The sequence below is a fragment of the Eubacterium sp. AF19-12LB genome, from assembly GCF_003479125.1.
In the GTDB taxonomy this organism is placed as follows: domain Bacteria; phylum Bacillota; class Clostridia; order Lachnospirales; family Lachnospiraceae; genus Eubacterium_U; species Eubacterium_U album.
Genome location: NZ_QUGP01000003.1, coordinates 224,017 through 242,919, shown reverse-complemented (window position 1 = coordinate 242,919; position 18,903 = coordinate 224,017). Strand labels below are relative to the sequence as shown.

General features: G+C 33.7%; 15 protein-coding genes. 6 read left to right on the top strand and 9 right to left on the bottom strand.

Annotation, left to right across the window (positions count from 1 at the left end; translation table 11 throughout):
* Positions 1–45 precede the first annotated feature (45 nt).
* The 6 genes from DWX29_RS04235 to DWX29_RS04210 form a co-directional block, all read right to left on the bottom strand.
* The gene (locus DWX29_RS04235; protein ID WP_118565240.1) at positions 46–1,305 is read right to left on the bottom strand and encodes a hypothetical protein; all 1,260 of its coding nucleotides are present in this window, start codon (positions 1,303–1,305) and stop codon (positions 46–48) included.
* 20 nt (positions 1,306–1,325) lie between these two features.
* Positions 1,326–1,736: a PTS fructose transporter subunit IIA gene (locus DWX29_RS04230; RefSeq protein ID WP_117909887.1), complete on the bottom strand. Its 411-nt coding sequence runs from the start codon at positions 1,734–1,736 to the stop codon at positions 1,326–1,328.
* A gap of 100 nt (positions 1,737–1,836) precedes the next feature.
* Positions 1,837–2,643 (bottom strand): PTS system mannose/fructose/sorbose family transporter subunit IID, encoded by an 807-nt coding sequence (locus tag DWX29_RS04225; RefSeq protein WP_243003034.1) that lies wholly within the window; start codon positions 2,641–2,643, stop codon positions 1,837–1,839.
* A complete protein-coding gene (locus tag DWX29_RS04220) occupies positions 2,630–3,403 on the bottom strand; it encodes a PTS sugar transporter subunit IIC (protein ID WP_117909886.1) in 774 nt (257 codons plus the stop codon). Before DWX29_RS04220 ends, DWX29_RS04225 begins: the two co-directional genes overlap by 14 nt.
* Before the next feature lie 21 nt (positions 3,404–3,424).
* On the bottom strand, positions 3,425–3,904 hold the full coding sequence (locus DWX29_RS04215) for a PTS sugar transporter subunit IIB (protein ID WP_117909885.1): 480 nt from the start codon (positions 3,902–3,904) through the stop codon (positions 3,425–3,427).
* Between the two features lie 50 nt (positions 3,905–3,954).
* On the bottom strand, positions 3,955–4,779 hold the full coding sequence (locus DWX29_RS04210) for a Cof-type HAD-IIB family hydrolase (RefSeq protein WP_117909884.1): 825 nt from the start codon (positions 4,777–4,779) through the stop codon (positions 3,955–3,957).
* A gap of 367 nt (positions 4,780–5,146) precedes the next feature.
* Here DWX29_RS04210 and DWX29_RS04205 point away from each other — a divergent pair, with 367 nt between their 5' ends.
* The 5 genes from DWX29_RS04205 to dut all read left to right on the top strand — a co-directional run bounded on the left by DWX29_RS04205 (position 5,147) and on the right by dut (position 10,455).
* Positions 5,147–6,157 carry a PucR family transcriptional regulator gene (locus DWX29_RS04205; protein ID WP_117909883.1) on the top strand — a complete coding sequence of 337 codons (1,011 nt, stop codon included), beginning with the start codon at positions 5,147–5,149 and terminating at the stop codon, positions 6,155–6,157.
* A gap of 190 nt (positions 6,158–6,347) precedes the next feature.
* Positions 6,348–6,833 carry an acyl-CoA thioesterase gene (locus tag DWX29_RS04200; protein WP_022089248.1) on the top strand — a complete coding sequence of 162 codons (486 nt, stop codon included), beginning with the start codon at positions 6,348–6,350 and terminating at the stop codon, positions 6,831–6,833.
* 395 nt (positions 6,834–7,228) lie between these two features.
* Positions 7,229–9,358 (top strand): anaerobic ribonucleoside-triphosphate reductase, encoded by a 2,130-nt coding sequence (gene nrdD / locus DWX29_RS04195; protein WP_022089062.1) that lies wholly within the window; start codon positions 7,229–7,231, stop codon positions 9,356–9,358.
* An 86-nt stretch (positions 9,359–9,444) separates the two neighbouring features.
* The gene (gene nrdG / locus DWX29_RS04190) at positions 9,445–9,987 is read left to right on the top strand and encodes an anaerobic ribonucleoside-triphosphate reductase activating protein (RefSeq protein ID WP_022089061.1); all 543 of its coding nucleotides are present in this window, start codon (positions 9,445–9,447) and stop codon (positions 9,985–9,987) included.
* 24 nt (positions 9,988–10,011) lie between these two features.
* Positions 10,012–10,455 carry a dUTP diphosphatase gene (gene dut / locus DWX29_RS04185; RefSeq protein ID WP_022089060.1) on the top strand — a complete coding sequence of 148 codons (444 nt, stop codon included), beginning with the start codon at positions 10,012–10,014 and terminating at the stop codon, positions 10,453–10,455.
* Positions 10,456–10,518: 63 nt separating this feature from the next.
* On the opposite strand, the gene spoIIP is transcribed toward dut, so the two are convergent.
* On the bottom strand, positions 10,519–11,796 hold the full coding sequence (gene spoIIP / locus DWX29_RS04180) for a stage II sporulation protein P (protein WP_117909882.1): 1,278 nt from the start codon (positions 11,794–11,796) through the stop codon (positions 10,519–10,521).
* 80 nt (positions 11,797–11,876) lie between these two features.
* On the bottom strand, positions 11,877–12,806 hold the full coding sequence (gene gpr, locus DWX29_RS04175) for a GPR endopeptidase (protein WP_117909881.1): 930 nt from the start codon (positions 12,804–12,806) through the stop codon (positions 11,877–11,879).
* A 213-nt stretch (positions 12,807–13,019) separates the two neighbouring features.
* Between gpr and rpsT the strand changes: the two genes are divergently transcribed.
* Positions 13,020–13,283, top strand: a complete 264-nt coding sequence (gene rpsT / locus DWX29_RS04170; protein WP_022089057.1) for a 30S ribosomal protein S20 — start codon at positions 13,020–13,022, stop codon at positions 13,281–13,283.
* Between the two features lie 166 nt (positions 13,284–13,449).
* On the opposite strand, the gene DWX29_RS04165 is transcribed toward rpsT, so the two are convergent.
* The gene (locus DWX29_RS04165) at positions 13,450–18,837 is read right to left on the bottom strand and encodes a discoidin domain-containing protein (protein WP_117909880.1); all 5,388 of its coding nucleotides are present in this window, start codon (positions 18,835–18,837) and stop codon (positions 13,450–13,452) included.
* Positions 18,838–18,903: the final 66 nt, after the last annotated feature.

The following is an 18,903-nucleotide window of genomic DNA, read 5'->3' as shown; positions in this document are numbered from 1 at the left end:
CTCCGAAGTTTTCTATTTCTCCGGAGTCCATACACACAAAACTACTTACTTATATCTTTTCTTAATTAATTCAACCAAATCCTCCGTTATTTTTTCTGGTTCTCCCTGTCTAAATTTAGTGCTTCTTCCTTCATAGCATGTTTCGTATTCCTCTGACCTAACCATATATCCAACCATTCCATTTGTATATCCCCATATTATACAATATTTGGCTTTACTGGCTGCTTTTATTTGCAATCCGAAACATGAAAACAATTCAGCAGGTATCTGACATATCTCCAAATCTCCCAATCTTATTATCGATGCATCAAATTCATTTTTTACGTGTTTTTCATTATACTGTTGTTTTAAAAAAGTTAAACCACTTATTAATAGCTTTCTCTGATCAAAGTCTTTTTCAATTTTTAACTTTGCCACATCCTCACTTATTTCTTTTTTCAAATTTTCCATAGTGTCATTACTTTTGTCGAATTCGTCTAAATAATGATACTTATCTATTTTGATATCAGAAAATAATACCGGTTTATAGTCTCCTGCCATTCTCAATTGTGCAATTATTGCATCCCCTAATCTTTTAATCTCATCAAATCCAGCTTTTTTTCTATATTGTCTGTTTCCCATATCGCCACTTGCTCCTTGCATCATAAGTGGCGAAACACCCCATTCTTTCTCTATTGTCCTACTTAAATATCCAATAATGTCTGTTGTCAATTCAACACTCATTGGATCATTTACAGTTGCGTGACACGCTATGTTAAAACACCCTGCCACAATATTACCATTTTTATCAACAAACTTAATTTCTAATATATTTTTATCTTCAATACCTCCCTTGCCGTTTCGATTTCCATATAAACCATCGATAACTGTATTTCTAATGTAAGGTGTAACCTGTGTAAATCCTTTATTAAAGCACTCACTAACTGCTTCTTCAAACTTTTTGACTAAAAATTCCCTATATCCCGGAACAACTTTTACTTCATCCATTCCAAATGCATTTTCTTCTAATGTTTCAGGACCTGTATGGGTGTGAATTGTACCTATTATTATATTCTCATATGGTACATTGTACATCTTCTGTACAGATTTTCTCATAGTATCCGCTAATCTAAAATCTATTTCTATTATATCTATTTCTCCCCATACCATTAACTTGTTATTAATTTTGAATACTATTACAGTACACTCAAAACAATCATGAACTTTATTTGTTTTTTCGCTTCTCAAAGGATTTCCACTTACGAAGCATGGTAAGTAAGGTCCTGTGGGTGTGATTTTAACTGTACTTGTTGATACTAAAATCATAATAATTTCCTTTCTTAATTTTATTCATCTTCTTCATTCGCATCCGAACTTATTTCATTCACAAATTGTATTGTTTCTCTTGCTAATTTAACAGAGTTTGATAACTGCTCTTTGTTTATACATTCTTCAGGTAGTAACACAAGTTCCATTGCAAGAGGTGCATTTATACCTGTAATCAAAAATATATTTTCATTAACGTATGGGATAAATTTTTGATTTACACTTCCTGCTAAGACATCTGTCATTACAACGACCTTATCTTCTTTTGAAAATTTATCAAAGACTTTTTTAATTTCCTCTTCAATATTATAATTTTCCGTTACATAAGCCGAAATAGCATATACGTTTTCATTTACGGATGTTAAAAATTCTACTGTTTCCTTTAACCCATCTGCCATTCTATAATGTGATGCAAAAATATATCTAACCATAATTCCTCTCTCAACCTAAAAAATATTATCTTTTTCTAAAGGAAATTTCCCACAAAGAAATATACCTATTTCAATGTGTAGAAATTTCCCATTAGATATGTTATGCCAACAGTCCAGTTGCAGCACCTATACACCCAATAACTAATAAGCCTAAAATTATATATGTCAATTTAACGCCTTTTTTCAGCAATTTATAAACCACTACTGTTAAAGCCAACGGTAACATACAAGGTAATATTGCATCTAAAATATCTGTTTGTATATTCATAGACACATCTCCGTACTTAAACTTTAGCCCTGTTGTCATTGTTACTACACTTGGAATCATTGCTCCTACTACAAACAATCCTAAAATCGAAGCACATTCAGTAAAAGCATTTAACTTATTACCTATTGCTGAAATAAAGCTTGCTCCTAACTTATATCCATAATTCCACCACGATAGTCTCCAAATATAGAACACAACATATAATGTACACCATATAATTAATCCTATAGGGTTACCTTTAGTTCCCATATAACCGGCTATAGAACCAAATATTGTAGGTAATAATATCCATCCTAAAGAATCACCTACTCCAGCTAAAGGTCCCATTAGTCCTACTTTAAGTGACTGAACTGCATCCAAAGCCTCAAGTCCGTCTTTATCTTCCATTGCTAATCCAGCACCTAAAAGCAATCCATGAAAATATGGCATTGTATTATAATACTTAAACTGATTCATCATTGCCTTCTGATAATCATCATCATCAGGATAAATTTTTCTTAGTGCCTTTGCCTCTGCAAATGCTACTGCACCTCCAAGCTGTGTTTCATAATTAAACAGATTTACATTAATCCATGATCTTAATGCACAACGTCTTAAATCTTTTTTAGTCAATACTGGTGTTCTATCACTCATCTTCATCGAACCCTCCTTCCACAGAAACTGTTTCAGTTGTCGAAACAGCCTGTCTCTTGTAATACTCGTATGCTACTGCTGCACCTACAATAGCCACAGGCAATACACTCAAATTCATATATGCAACCAGCACAAAGCCAATTGCTACAAAGCCTATGTATTTCTTCGTAGGCATATATGTAAGTAACATTCCAATACCAATAACAGGTAACATTCCACATGCTATTGTTAATCCCCCTGTAAACCATTTTGGCATTGAATTAACTATAAAATCTGTTACATTTTCACCAAACGCTAAAATAATAAGTGTTGGTAAAGCTGCACTTAAGAAAAATAAAACAGGTCCTAAGTAAAGAATCCTCTCCATTTTTTTAAATTTATTTTCCATACAATATTTCTGTGCTTTTCTCACAACAAATCCATTAAGAATTTTTGCAATTACATCCATTTGCACTCCTAATGCTCCAGCTGCTATACCTACTGCAATTCCCACTGACATATCCTGCCCCGTGTGAATTGTAAGTGCAGTTGCAACTACCGCTGCCATTCCATAATTAGGAACACTTGAGCCACCAATTGCTGCCACACCAAGTGACATCAACTGTATACTTGCGCCAACTATCAAAGCAGTCTTCGGATCACCCATAACAGCACCTACCAGCACTGCATAAAACATATAATTGTCTGTTATAATCTGAGGACCATAGTTGTCTAAATACTGTAATCCTGCTATTACTGCCGCTGCGATTACAAATCCTATTGCCATTGTTTTTTCCTCCTACTTTCTTTATATTAATTTTTCCAACGGTTCAGGTTTATCATTTGGAACATACTGAACTAAAACTCTCGTGCCTTTTTCCATGATTTTTTTAAAGACAGATTCATCCTTTTTTTTCACATAAGCCCTTTTACTTACTTTTATACTTTCTGTATTTTCAGGCACTTCTGTTCCACCTAAAATTAGCGTTCCAATCTCATTTCCGTCCTCAATCAAATCTAAAATTATCTGCGGATCATTACATACAACAAAGACTTTCTGCCCATTGTATTTACCATTTTTAAAATTGGTATATGCAGTTTCTCTATTGATAATTGATAAAGAAACCCCCGACGGTTTTCCTATTCGCATTGCCTCCTTTAGCATTGGCGTATTAGCCGTTTTGTCATCAATTACCATAACTCTGTTTGCACCGGACTTTGGTGTCCACTGAGAAGCTACTATTCCATGTAACAATCTGTTGTCTAATCTTGCTAATGAAATTCCCATAATTTTCTCCTTTCCTGCTTTTAGTTTTTTTATTTTTAAATACATTCGTATCAACGAATTTCTCTATAAATATCCATAAGAAACTTTCCTACACCATCATTATTATTTTCTGTAATAACATACTTTGCACACTTTTTAACCTCATCTAAAGCATTTCCCATTGCCACTGGAATTCCTGCATAATTAAGCATTGATATGTCACTTTCGCTATCTCCAATTGCAACTACGCTTTTCCTATTAATTCCCAACTGTTCACATAACCACCCTAAAGCTATACCCTTACTAGTTTTTTTTGAACATGCTTCAACAGCCAATATGTTAGACTGCATAATTATTATTTTCTTATACTTATTCTTCAACCTCTTAATTTTTTTCACATCGCCAGGGCTGTTAAGTAATGTTCCTATTTTTTCAGGAATAATATTTTTCTCCATTATAATATCTATCAAACTTTCTTCATTCACACCTGATACTTCAAAAAATTCAGCAAACGTATTCAGTAAAAAATTTGTTATATTTTTTGTTGAATAATAAATTTTTTCGTTACTTACAAAATATGTAAATATTTGATATCTTTCCAATTCTTTTATTAAATCAATTGATTCAAATAAATCCATTGAAACTACTCTTAGATTTTTCTGTTTAACGCAATCTTTTATAATTCCACCATTCTCTCCAATAAAATATCTGATTCCAATTGGTTCAAGTTTCTTCTGAACAATATCATCATTTGACATCCTTCCGGATGTTGGCACAATGTATATACCTTTACTTATAATTTTCTCCATAACACGCATACTTTCAGGGGAAATCTTTTTGTTGTCATTTAATAGCGTGCCATCTAAATCTAATGCTATTAATTCTATTTTCTGCATGCAACCTCCTTATAATATGTTTTCACCTTCTTTTTAGTATATTCAAATATTAACACACAATTTCTGCATTTTATAGCATATAAAGCATAATATCATACTTTATTTTTGTGCTTACAGCACAATTTTATTGTGTTATAATGTATAATTATGAATACATTTTCGTGTATTAATCTGGCAAATCCGATTTTCTTCCCTAATGATTTAAAGGCAAAAAAGTCATAAAGTCTTTATCATAAAAAGAAATATATCTGATAATTAGGTTCTTTTATAACAATACCAAACTTAAAGACATATCATAAACTGCTATTTTATGCAGATTATGATATGTCACAAGCGCCTAATAAATACTTAAAAAGGAGATATTATCATGTCACTGACACTTGAATATTTTTATCAAAAAACAAGCACCAAATATAATTTAAAATTATTGACTACTTCTGTGAATCTTAATAAAGAAATAACTTGGGTATACCTTTTAGACGATATAAATAACAGTTCTTTTGTAAGAGGTGGAGAACTAATTATCACAACCGGTCTAACTACTAAATGCACTCAGAAACTAGACCATCTAATAAACGCGGCTTACATCAAAGGTTCCTGTGGTTTACTAATCAATACTGGTATGTATATTAAAGATGTTCCCTCTCGAATAATCGAATTTGGGGAAAAAAATAATTTTCCTATTTTTTCAATGCCATGGGACACTCATATAGCTGATATAATGCAGGAATATTGTAACGAAATTATTTCCGAGCAAAAAGTTGTTTTGCAAAAAAACAGTGTATTTCTAAGAAGTATTTTACGTTCTTCTTTAAAAGAAGATATACAGATTCTTAATCAATTCATAGGCTTTAGAGTTGTTGCCAGTAAAATACCTTTAACCATTCTACATTTTGCACAAATTGAACTTGATAATATTCATTATTATATTTGTTCCACTAATAGCATTATTTCTACCGATTGTAATATAGGCTTAAGTAATCATATTGAATCAATTGATTCAATGTACCAATACTATATGCAAGCCTATAAGGCTTTAAAAGTTTCATTTATAAAAGGACAAAATCTAATGCATTTTTCTGACATTGGACTTTACGACATATCTCTTTCTATTGATGACAAGTATGTTTGTGAATATGCCCATAAACTGCTTTCACCATTAAATGATAGTGAACTCTTAAATACTTTTCGTGTATATCTAGAATGTAATGGAAGCGTTAATTTAGTTGCTAATAAACTTTTTGTTCACAGAAATACAATTAATTATCGCATTCATCAGATAAAGGAGCAGTTATGCTTAGATTTAGACATACCTGAAAACAGATTAAAATATCTTCTTGCACTCTACATATGCGATTGTGATAATATTAACTTTTAATAATTATCTGCATAATTGAAATTTAACCTGAATTATTCGCAGAACAGACAGTATCTGAACTGACAATTGAACCATGAATATGAAAATTAATCCTTGCAGCCACTTTTACGGCATAGTCACGAATAATTCAGTATTAACAGTATTAACAATATTAATGATTAATTAACTATACAAAGGAGCGTGTTTATATATGAATAGAAAAAATATTAATGGAAAAACAGTTTCTTTTTCAAGGACTGAGCAGGTACATGTAATAAAGCCATGTGATTTAAATGGTGGCGGTCGTTTATTTGGTGGAGCATTACTTTCCATGCTTGATGAAATTGCCGGAATTGTTGCAAAGCGCCATTCCGGTTGCAATAATGTAACAACTGCTGCAATCGACCATTTAGACTTTAAAGATGGAGCCTATGTAAATGATTTGCTGGTAATTATCGGTTATGTAACATATACCGGAAACACTTCAATGGAAGTTCGCATAGATACTTATGTTGAAAATAATGAAGGAATGCGTCACCCTATTAACAGAGCTTTCTTTGTAATGGTTGCAATGGGCGCTAATAACAGACCAACAAAAGTTCCACCGCTTATCATTGAAAATGAATTTCAGCAGGCCGAGTGGGACTGTGCCCTTAAACGAAAAGAAAACCGAATCAAGATGAAGAATGATTTTTAATTTCATTCACATATGCAATATATTTTTCTCTTTAAATTTATAATTGCATTCAAATAAAATATATTTCACTTAATTAAATTAATTTATTTTTCACTTGACAATTTTTTATTTTCTGTTCCATCCCATTATTAAAGGCTCTCTTTTCTCAAACACTATATATTGTGTTTTTGTTTTTTAATTTTCGCAATATTTTGTAGACATTCGTTTAGCTTAGTGCTATAATCTAATGCATGCGAAAGAGTTAAACACCTTACTTGATTATCATAGTTTAACACATCGCTTTTTTATTGCCTAAAAACACAATGTATTTAATTGTGTTTAATATAGAACAGCATTATTATCGTATTTTTAATGCTGTATACATGATATATGAAAAGAAAGAAGGAACGAAAAAAATGATAAGTGTTATTAAACGTGACGGTCATAGAGCTACTTATGATCGTAACAAAATTGTATCAGCTATTCAGAAGGCGAACACAGAAGTCGACCAGGAAGAAAGAATTAGTGAGGAACAGATTTATAATATATTAGCTTCTATTGAAAACCGTGGTTTTGATGAGATGGCAGTTGAAGATATTCAGGATATTATTGAGCAGAAGCTTATGGCCGAGAAGAAATTTGTTCTTGCAAAAACATACATCATTTATCGTTATACAAGAGAACTTGTTAGAAAAGCCAATACTACTGATGATTCTATTCTTGCATTAATTGGTAATACTAATAAGGATGTTATGGAAGAGAATTCAAATAAGAATGCTGTAGTTGCATCAACTCAGCGTGACTTAATTGCCGGTGAAGTTTCAAGGGATTTAACAAGAAGAGTTTTACTTCCTGAAAAGATTTCTAAAGCTCACGATGAAGGAATTCTTCATTTCCATGATTCAGACTATTATTTGCAACCTATTTTTAACTGCTGCTTAATCAATATAGGAGATATGCTTGATAACGGAACTGTTATCAACGGAAAATTAATTGAAAGTCCTAAGAGTTTTCAGGTTGCATGTACTGTAATGACTCAGATTATTGCAAGCGTTGCAAGCAGTCAGTACGGTGGACAGTCTGTAGACATTAAGCATTTAGGAAAATATCTCCGTAAAAGCCGTGAAAAATATACAAGAAATTATCTTTCAAAATATGGAGATAAGGTTGACCCTGAGACATTAGAATCATTTGTAAATGACAGACTTTATGATGAATTAAAGTCAGGTGTTCAGACAATCCAGTATCAGATTAATACTTTAATGACAACTAACGGTCAGTCACCATTTGTTACTCTTTTCTTAAACATCGATGAAAATGATGAATATGTAGATGAAGTAGCAATGATTGTTGAAGAGATTTTAAGACAGCGTTATGAGGGAATTAAAAATGAACAGGGTGTTTACGTTACTCCTGCTTTCCCTAAACTTATATATGTTTTAGATGAACATAACTGCTTAAAGGGTGGCAAATACGACTACATTACTAAGATGGCTGTTAAATGTTCTTCTAAGAGAATGTATCCTGACTATATTTCAGCTAAGAAAATGCGTGAAAATTACGAAGGACAGGTATTCTCATGTATGGGTTGCCGTTCTTTCCTTTCTCCTTGGAAAGATGAAAATGGTAATTACAAATGGGAAGGTCGTTTCAACCAGGGTGTTGTAAGTATTAACCTTCCACAGATTGGTATTATTTCAGGACAGGATGAAGAAAAATTCTGGCCACTTCTTGAAGAGAGATTATCTCTTTGCTTTGAAGCACTTATGTGCAGACATCATGCATTAGAAGGTACACTTTCTAACGTCAGCCCAATTCATTGGCAGTATGGTGCTATTGCAAGACTTGGTAAAAATGAACCTATTGATAAATTATTACACGATGGTTATTCAACTATTTCTCTTGGTTACATTGGTTTATATGAAGTAACTAAATTAGTTAAAGGAGTTAGCCATACAGACCCTAAGGGACTTGATTTTGCATTGCGTGTTATGAAACGTTTAAGAGCTGCTTGTGATTCATGGAAAGAAAACACAGGTATTGCATTTGGTTTATACGGAACACCTGCTGAATCATTATGTTATAGATTTGCAAGAATTGATAAAGAAAAATTTGGCGATATCAAGGATGTTACAGATAAGGGTTATTATACTAATTCTTACCATGTTGATGTTCGTGAAAAGATTGATGCTTTCAGCAAATTTACTTTTGAAAGTCAGTTCCAGTCTATTTCTTCAGGTGGTGCTATTTCATATGTTGAAATACCTAACATGCGTAACAACCTTGAAGCTCTTGAAGAATTAGTTAAATTTATATACGATAACATACAGTACGCTGAATTTAACACTAAATCAGATTATTGTCATGTATGCGGATATGACGGAGAAATTATTATTAATGATGATGGCGAATGGGAATGCCCACAGTGTCACAACAAAGATCATTCTAAAATGAATGTAACAAGAAGAACTTGCGGTTATTTAGGTGAGAACTTCTGGAATGTTGGTAAGACAAAAGAAATTAAAGCACGAGTTTTACATTTATAGTAACATATATTTCCTACAGGGCCTTTGCAATTAATTTGGCGAAGGCCCATTTTAATGTATTATTTCAATAAATTTGGAGGTTGCTTATGAATTACGCAGATATTAAGCGTTATGATGTTGCTAACGGTCCCGGAGTAAGAGTTTCCGTGTTTGTTAGTGGCTGTACTCACAGATGTCCCGGTTGTTTTAACGAAGAAGCTTGGGACTTTAACTTTGGAAAACCTTTTACACAGGAAACAATTGATTATATAATAGATTTGCTTAAACCTGATTTCTACAAAGGTATTACGTTTCTTGGTGGTGAACCTTTAGAACACGTAAATCAGCAGGGGCTTCTTCCTCTTGCAAGAAAGATTCGTGAAGTATATCCTGAAAAATCAATTTGGTGTTTTACAGGATATGATTTTGAAAAAGATGTACTCGGTCGAATGATTAATGAATGGCCTGAAACTAAAGAACTTCTTTCTTACATAGATGTTTTAGTTGATGGTGAATTTATCGAAGCTCAAAAAGACTTATCTTTAGTATTTAAAGGTTCAGCTAATCAAAGACATATATTAGTTCAGGAATCAATGAAATCCGGCTCTCTTGTATTATGGGAAAAACCGGAATATATTACTAACTTTTAATATTCATTATGAAAGGATTTAACTATGACAGCAAATATTAATATTAAGAAACTTAAAGATTCAGCAGTCATTCCAACATACGGCTCTGAATGGGCTGCCGGAGCTGATTTGTATGCATGCCTTGATACACCGGCAACAATTCTTCCAGGAAATACTGTTTTCATTCCAACAGGTATCGCTCTTGAAATTCCTGTAGGTTATGCAGGACTTATTTATGCCCGCAGTGGTCTTTCCTGCAAACAAGGTTTGGCTCCTGCAAACAAAGTAGGTGTTATTGACGCTGACTATCGTGGTGAAATTATTGTTGCTCTTCATAATCATGGTGATTCTGCAAAAACTGTAGAACCCGGCGATAGAATTGCTCAAATGGTCATCACTCCATTTTTAACAGCTAACTTTATCGAAACAGATGAATTAAACGATACTGTTCGTGGTGAAGGTGGTTTTGGTTCCAGCGGAAAAAACTAAATAAAATAACGCTAAGTTATATGGCATCTTCAATTTTTATACAAAAATCGAAGATGCCATTCTTTATTCTCCCCGCATTACTTTATCTATCAGTACAGCAAGAGGTTCTGCTGCATTTACGGCCTCCTGATATGTATTTGTCTGAGCGCCAATTTCAATAAGCATACACTGTCTGCACACTCCAAGGTTATATTCATATGCATTAATGTAATTTCGTCGTGTAAAATCAGGATAATAAGCTTCCGCAGCTAATTTCATCTGGAGCGTAAGTGCTAGATTTTCAAATAAATAATCATTATGCAAATAGCTTATATCTCCACTTTCCTTAAATCTTGACATTCCATTTAAAAACATTATTTTAGCTGTTGGTTTTCCATTTATTTCTGTCACAAGATGGGTATTGTCATTTACGCCATCCCTATGTATATCCAACACCAAAGATATTGAAGGATTGTCTTTTAATATCTTTTTTACACCTTTTTCAGACTGGGTATAGGCTTCATTTCTATCAAGTACGCCATTTACAATATCATATGTTGTTTTATCGTGGATTACATTGTATCCAAATTGTTTTGATAATACTTTTTCCAATCTGTTTCCCACACCTATGATGGTTGTATTTTTATCCTCTGAATTACTATTTGAAAATGTCTCCATGGAATGTGTATGATAAATTAATATCTGAGGCTTTTTATTATTTCCTTTTATTTTAAATTTTTCGCTTAACGCCTTATCAAGTGGCATATCACTTTCTCTTATTGTAGTAGCTGCTGTAACAGTGTAAAATCTTTCAATGACTTTTTTAAACGAGCCTAAATTATCCTTTGTATATTTTGTGCCTGTCATTTTAGGTATTGGAACTAATTCTTTCTTCGCTTCTTCTACTTTTGTCTGTGGTTGTGTAGTTGTCTCTTCCACGGTTTCTAGTTGCGTCGTTTCCGGTTGTTCAGTTGCATTAACTTTATCATAAATTAACTGCACAACCTGTTTATATCCCGGGTCATTTGTATCATAAGAATATTCACTTCCATTTATATACTCTGTTACTACCGATTCTAAAATTTGTTTCTTCATTTCTTCTGACAAATCACCATGATTCTCCATATATATCATATACTGCGTTAATATGCTTGTATTTTCAATAATTTCTCCCACAAGAAAATTGGCTGTCTGCACGGCAGCCTCATTAATATTTTCTTTTGCTTTGTCTTTAACAAATGTATTAATGCATTTACTTGCTATATATATACTCAATACTATAATCAGTACTGACACAATTACCTGAAATGTCTTTTCTTTTACATTTAATCGCCATCCGTTTACATGTATTCCCTGCTGCACGCTATCACCTCAACATTTTATATTGATTAGCAGTATAATGGTAAAAACCTTTATCCCCACAATCATTATATGCAGCATGTTTATAATCTATTTATTGAATTTGCAATTATGGTACTTAGATTGTCTACAATTTCATCGACGTCTTTCGGCGTAACAAACATCTGTCCTATATCCTCTGTCATAATTTCTGCAAATAACTGATATTTTTCTTCAACAGTAAAATCCTCAAACACTTTTTGAAGACAGTTATTTTCCATATTCTGCGACAATAGATATATCAACTTATCCATCGTATCATTAACAATCGTAACACTATGCACAACCATAGGAACACCTATTGCTATTACTGTGCATCCAAGATTTTCCCTATTTAACCCCTCTCTATTATTTCCTATTCCTGAACCCGGTATAATTCCTGTGTCAGTAAGCTGAATTGTAGTTGTAACACGTGAAATATTTCTTGCCGCAAGTGAATCAATCGCTATTATCAAATCAGGCTTCATTTCATCTACTATACCCTTTACTATTGAGAATGTTTCCATTCCTGTCTGTGCAAGGACTCCCGGTGAAATACAATATATGTTTTTTCTTATTTGAACTAATGAGGCAGTTCTTGGTCCTATTGCATCAGGTGTAGCCTGAGCATTTCCTAATCCTACTATTAAAATAGCTTCAGGTCTTTTGTCTTTTCCGATATTTGCGTTAATTAAATGTCCTATATTTTTCAATAATTCGTCTGAAATTTTTTTCTGGTTATATTTATCATCTTCTTTGGCATACTTTGTTTCTATAGTAATATAATGCCCTTTTGGCTTTCCCATGACTTTAGCACCTTTTTCAGTTTTAATATTTACGAGAGTTGTTGTCATTTTAAGTTCATCATTATACTTTTTCTTTAACTCAACTCCATCTATCTCAACATTATCTTTAAATTTTTCACGTTCTTCTAAAGCTAAATCTGTATATATATCCACTCTATCTTCTCTATTTTTAAATCCTTTAAACTTCATATTATTCACCTTCACATTTTTTATTTATTTTGTGCAAATAATTGTAATTTATTATTCAAAAATATATTGACATTACATGCTCAATATCATAGAATACTAGTTGATGTCTGTGTCATACGTCCGCAAATCCAATGGCACAGATGGTGAAACTATTTAATTCCTAATCTCTCTCAAGGGAATTAAGAAACTTATTATTTCACGGAGGTGGACACGATGGCTAACATTAAGTCAGCAAAGAAAAGAATTCTTGTTAATCAGACAAGATATGAAAGAAACAAATCAGTTAAATCTGCAATCAAGACAGCTACTAAGAAAGTAGAAGCTGCTGTAGCTAACAAAGACAAAGAAACAGCTCAGGCAGAATTAATTAAGGCAATCAAGCTTATTGAAACAGCTGGTTCAAAGGGAGTATTCCACAAGAACAACGTTGCTAGAAAAGTTTCAAGATTAACAAAAGCAGTTAACTCAATTGCTTAATTATTAATAAAAAGAAGCTGTGGCTCTATTTATTAGAGTTACAGCTTCTTTTTTAATTCATACTTTTTTTACTTTCTTATACAACAAAGCTGCCTCTTTAATGAGACAGCTCTGTATTTATTAATATTTTTTAATTAACTATTATCAGGTTTTGTAATTATTAGTTCTATTTACTTCTAATTTTTCTAACCTTACTGTATTTTCCGTATACTTTCTTTCCGTTTACAATTACATATGCACGTACTTTTATATAGTATACTTTGTTACTCTTAATCTTTGTAAGAACTTTCTTAGTCTTGTTATTCTTCTTTACGTTAACTTTTGAAGCTTTCTTAAATTTCTTATTTGTTGCGTAACTAATTTCATAACCTTTTGCTTTCTTGTTCTTCTTCCATGTTACAGTAACTTTTGTCTTCTTAGCAGAAATTTTAACTTTCTTAACTTTTGCAGGTGATTTTACAGATGAACCATCAGTTAATGTTCCTGTTGTTACTTCCTGGTTTGATGAACCTGTTGTAGTAACATCCGGTTTCTTAGTAGTTGTTTCTTCTGTCTTTTTAGTTGTAGTTTCTTCTACCTTAGTTATTGTAGATTCTTCTACGTTACCTGTAGTTGTTTCTTCTACATCACCTGTAGTTGTTTCTTCTACATCACCTGTAGTTGTTTCTTCCGGTGTTGTTGTTTCTTCTTCTTTTGCCTTTGAGCCTAAAACTTCTATTTCTGCAAGACCAACTGCTGTTGTTGAATCTGAAACTTTATCTACAACAAATTTAATATTTTTAACAACTTTTTCTTCACCTAAATTGATAATCTTAACAGAACCATCATTTGGAAGTTCTCCAACTTCAATTCTTGTTCCATCATCTAATTCTAAATGTGATGCTGTTATCTGATCATCTGTGTTTGGTCTGTCATAAAGTTTAATTGTTGAAACTTTGTACTCTTCATTGAAAGCAAGATTTAACCAAGCTCCTGCTCCTTCGTTCTTTGTTACCCATTCAGCCCATGGGAATCTTGTATGAAGATTTGCAAGTCCTGTTGCATAACCATCTGCAATACCATCAACTGCCTTAACTGCACTCTGGTCATCCCATCTGCTGTCACTACTGTTTTCACTTGATGCAGTAATGTCTGCAAATAATCCAATACTATTTGTTTCATGTTTATAGAATACTTCGTTAACCTTTGAGAATGAAGCAATCCAGTTGTAGTATTCTGTTGTATACTCACGAAGTGCCTTATCCTTTAAGTTATACTTAAATGGTCCCTGACGCATGCTGTATGGAGTTAATACGTTTTCTCTTTCGCTCCAGTTAAGCATTGTCTTTTCTTCAAGACCATCAAGGTGCTGCCAAGCTCCTAAATATGTGTTAAGTTCTTTGCCCCAACCGTAGTTACCCTGATCTTTAGGATATACTTCATCAGTCATATGGCTATGGATAATAGCTTCGTGAACTGTTGGCTGGAATTTATCGTTTTCCTTCTGGATATTCTTAATAGCTTCATTACCGAATAATCCAAAGTATGCATGGTCATAATGCATATCGTATCTTGATGTCATATAAACATCTGTTGGGTTAACACTCTTCATTACACTTTCAAGGTCTGCTAAGAAGTTAGCACGTGTGTATGAAGCATGTTCTCCTGTCATAAGATAATGATAATCATTTCTTACACTTTCATCACCATATGTTTTTGTTACACCATTTCTTGAAGATATAACTTTATTATCATCTGCAATGAAAATATTATATACAAAACTGTCTGTAAATGCTGTTGTGTACTGTCCAACACCCATACCACCGTTATCTGCATAGCCTAAGAAGTACAAGTGATCTGTTGGTACACCGATTGTATTTAATGCATTTACTGTATCTCTGATTCTTAATTTACCATGGTCTACACCACTGTAATCTCCGTTTGTTGCATATACAACGTAAACTTCGTCGCCATTTGCAACAGCTCTGTTCATAACACCACCTGCCATTAACATTTCATCATCTTCGTGAGGTGCCATTACTAAGATTCTCTTATGATGTTTAACTTTTGCGTCAACACCGTCAAAGTGTACTTCTGAAACTTTTGCAGTCATACCCTTTTCGAACTGGAACTTAATTCCTGTAATTTCGTCTTTTGATGCTGATACAACTTTTCCTGAATCTTTTGAATCACATGAACCTGCTTCAACCCATCCTTCAGATGTGTTAACCAATACTTTGTATGGTGCAGCTTCGCCTTCAAAATCAACGCTGAAGTTTTCAATATTGTATTCTCTGTCTAAACCGATTGTTAATGATGGATTTTCATCATCAGCATCAGGTGTCCATGTTGTGTTTGCATCTCTATCTGTAACATTTTCTCCATCCTTAGATGATGAAACTGTTACCGGCTGGCTGTATGCCAAGTCAATATCAATGTTCTGTCCTTTTTCAGTAAGAACAATCTTGTTTTCTTCTTCAGGATTGATTACTTCTTCACCTAAAACTTTTACTTCACCAATTGCAGGCCAAACTGCTACTCTTGACTCTTTGTGAAGTGGTAACTGTGTTAATGTTACACGAACATATTGGTATTTGTTATTTGCATATTCTGCTGCAATCTTACCATACTGTTCCTTTGAGAAATCAGTGTTAGCTGTATTATCCCATAACATATCCCAGCTACTCTTATCATTTGAACCTTCTACCTTATACTGCCATGCCTGACCGTAAGCCGGTGTTGTTGCCGCCTGAGCATCTTCAAGTGTAGGAAGTACTTCATGTTCAAATACTAAGTCAAATGCCTGAATCTGCTGAGCCTTACCAAGGTCAACCATCCACCAAGCACCTTCTTTTTCTGAATCTCCGTCGCCTACCCAAAGTGTTCCGTCGTTTCCGTCAATTGCATTTGCAGGATCTCTACTTACTGTTGAAGCTGTTGCTTCTCCATCAAGTGCAAAGTTAGTAAGTTCTTTTGGTCTGTATACGTTAAACTCTGCTACTGCAGGCCATGCATCTTCAATAGTATCTCCAAATGTAAATCTAACATATGAGTATTTCTTTTCTGTTATAGATTCATCTAAAGTTACTTTCTGTGTAGATGCAACTTCTTCATTTGCTGTCTGATCCCAGATAACATCCCAGTTAGTCTTGTCTGTTGAAGCTTCTACTTTATATTTCCATGCTGATTTAGCTTTATCACCACCGAAAGTAACATCTAATTTTTCGATATTATAACTTCCGTCTAAATCTACAACAAAGTTTGCTCTGTCTTCTGTAACTGTATCACCCTGATTTGACCAACCATTTGAAATCCACATTGTTGTTTCATCACCATCCACAATGTTTGATCCTACGCATCCAGGATCCCAATCACTCTGAGATGATGTAGTTACAGTCTTATCAAGTGAAATATTAGTTTCTGTATCTGAAATTCTTTTCTTCTTTGATAAAACAATGTTATCAAACTTAACCTGATCTACACCATTATCTGACTTAATCACGATGTATGTTGCAGGAACCTGTTTCTTAAAGTTAGTTGTAAATGTCTGCTTCTTGCCTGTTACCGTAAATGTCTCGCTTTCTTCTCCTGCTTCAACCTTTACAGTAGCTGTTCCTTTAGCACAATATGCTTCAAAACTTGTTAAAGCATACTTGTCAGGAATAGCTATTTTGTTAGCCTGTTCTTCATTAGTATATGAAGTAGCCCATAATTTACCGTCTGTTACGTTCCAACCACGGTTACCGAAGTCACAGTTAGAATATACACCTGTTAATGCTCCGTTATTGCAATCATCAAAATCTAATAAAATCTTTCCTTCACCAAGGTCTTCTTTAATACCACTGTTGTAGCTGTTATCAGCACCAATGTTTGGCTTAACAAATGATTTTACTTCGTTTCCGTAGAAATCCTGTCCGCCATTGTCGATAACTGAAATACCCTGGTCAATAACTGTTGCTCCATCTTTAAGTTTGTATCCGTCAACAGTACCATAAGTAATCTTAAATTCGCCGTTAACGTCTTCAACTGTTGCGCTTGTTCCTTCTTCTAACTTAACATAGTCGCTCTTAACTGCTACCCTGGCATTTTCATCGTCAGCTCTTCTATTGTTAAGATTTGCTCCACCGTAAGCATTGTTATTTACAACACCCATATAACGTGAATCCCAAGCCTGTGCCTTATTTACTCCGTTGTCATCTATCTTTTGAGCTTCTGTTATAATGACATTATTTCTAATTTTAAATCTATCAGTAGAAGTTACTGCTGTTGTATCATCCCAGCTACGTGTAATAGATCCATCATGGTCTGCATCCATATAAATCAAGTTGTTATATGCATCCAAGCTTCCATTACCGCCCTGACATAATGTTAATACAGCACCACCGCCATAACGGTTTGTACCATATCCATCATTAACACTGATGTTATATCTGTAGTATGTCTGATATGATGTTCCTAATGCACATTCAAAGAATGAACCTGATGGATTGTCATGTGTATAGTTGTACTGAACATAATTTAAGTCTGCATAAACGTCAGCGTCAAATGCCTGTGAATCTTCCTTATCACCGGAAGCTCCTGAACCAAACACTTCGTTGTACTGGCAGATTGTTTTCTGACCATGTTCCCACCAAATAGGAACGTTTCCGTTAGGACCACTGTTACATCCATTTGCAACATTATATTCAATAAGTGCATTTTCATAATCTGATGGACAAATAGCTGCGTTACCTACGTTTTCGCAGTAATTGCTACGAATTACAAGATTTTTACTTCTATATGTTCCACCGCCACCTTCAGTAATTCCACTTTCATCAGGGAATGTTGAGCTTCCCCATGTTGAAATAAAGTTAATACCGTAATGGTTTACATTTTTTACATAGTTTCCTTCTACAGTAATGTCTTCCCAATTAGTAGCTTTCTTGTTACCACGGATAGCATATACAATACCACCACGACCGATACCTGCCTGCTGACCGATTGGAATAGAAATTACGTCATGAACGTATGTATTCTTTACATTAATTTCATGAAGTGTTCCTGCATCCTGTCCCATAATCAAGATACCATATTTCTTAATATGATCATCTTTAGTTTTTGTATGGTTTGTTACTTCAATAGATGTGATTTCCCAGTATTCCTGATTATAGAAATATACTGCTGTGTTAAATACACGATTCTCTAAATCATCACCTTTGTCTCCACACCAGCTATCACCATTGATAACAGGTCTGCCGTCTTTAACGTCACCATATGCGTCAATTGTAATAGGGTTTCCTTTTTCACCTGAACCCTTTGGACTTAAAAGACCGCTCCATGAGCAACCTCTTTTAAATCTAAGCTTATCACCCGGCTTGAAAGTAGTTGCATTAACTTTTTCAAGTGACTTCCAGGCTTTTGTTTCACTAGTACCGTCATTATCGTCATTTCCATTTTCGGAATCAACATAATAACTTACACCTGTTGCCTTTGCACTATTTTCTGTATCTGCTGCCGCAAATGTCACATTGCCCATAACTGTTGTAACAACTAAAGCAAGTGAAAGAAAAAGTGCCAACAAACGATTTCTCTTCATATCTTTTCTCCTTTGTTTATAACATTTTCCCACAACAAAAGTTGCAGGTGTTCCACGTTGTTAAAT

Excerpts from the sequence above, each read along its gene's own strand:
- DWX29_RS04220 (WP_117909886.1), bottom strand. The coding sequence starts at position 3,403 with ATGGCAATAGGATTTGTAATCGCAGCGGCAGTAATAGCAGGATTACAG.
- DWX29_RS04235 (WP_118565240.1), bottom strand. The coding sequence starts at position 1,305 with ATGATTTTAGTATCAACAAGTACAGTTAAAATCACACCCACAGGACCT.
- DWX29_RS04200 (WP_022089248.1), top strand. The coding sequence starts at position 6,348 with ATGAATAGAAAAAATATTAATGGAAAAACAGTTTCTTTTTCAAGGACT.
- gpr (WP_117909881.1), bottom strand. The coding sequence starts at position 12,806 with ATGAAGTTTAAAGGATTTAAAAATAGAGAAGATAGAGTGGATATATAT.
- DWX29_RS04225 (WP_243003034.1), bottom strand. The coding sequence starts at position 2,643 with ATGAAGATGAGTGATAGAACACCAGTATTGACTAAAAAAGATTTAAGA.
- dut (WP_022089060.1), top strand. The coding sequence starts at position 10,012 with ATGACAGCAAATATTAATATTAAGAAACTTAAAGATTCAGCAGTCATT.
- nrdG (WP_022089061.1), top strand. The coding sequence starts at position 9,445 with ATGAATTACGCAGATATTAAGCGTTATGATGTTGCTAACGGTCCCGGA.
- DWX29_RS04205 (WP_117909883.1), top strand. The coding sequence starts at position 5,147 with ATGTCACTGACACTTGAATATTTTTATCAAAAAACAAGCACCAAATAT.
- nrdD (WP_022089062.1), top strand. The coding sequence starts at position 7,229 with ATGATAAGTGTTATTAAACGTGACGGTCATAGAGCTACTTATGATCGT.
- DWX29_RS04210 (WP_117909884.1), bottom strand. The coding sequence starts at position 4,779 with ATGCAGAAAATAGAATTAATAGCATTAGATTTAGATGGCACGCTATTA.
- DWX29_RS04230 (WP_117909887.1), bottom strand. The coding sequence starts at position 1,736 with ATGGTTAGATATATTTTTGCATCACATTATAGAATGGCAGATGGGTTA.
- DWX29_RS04165 (WP_117909880.1), bottom strand. The coding sequence starts at position 18,837 with ATGAAGAGAAATCGTTTGTTGGCACTTTTTCTTTCACTTGCTTTAGTT.
- rpsT (WP_022089057.1), top strand. The coding sequence starts at position 13,020 with ATGGCTAACATTAAGTCAGCAAAGAAAAGAATTCTTGTTAATCAGACA.
- DWX29_RS04215 (WP_117909885.1), bottom strand. The coding sequence starts at position 3,904 with ATGGGAATTTCATTAGCAAGATTAGACAACAGATTGTTACATGGAATA.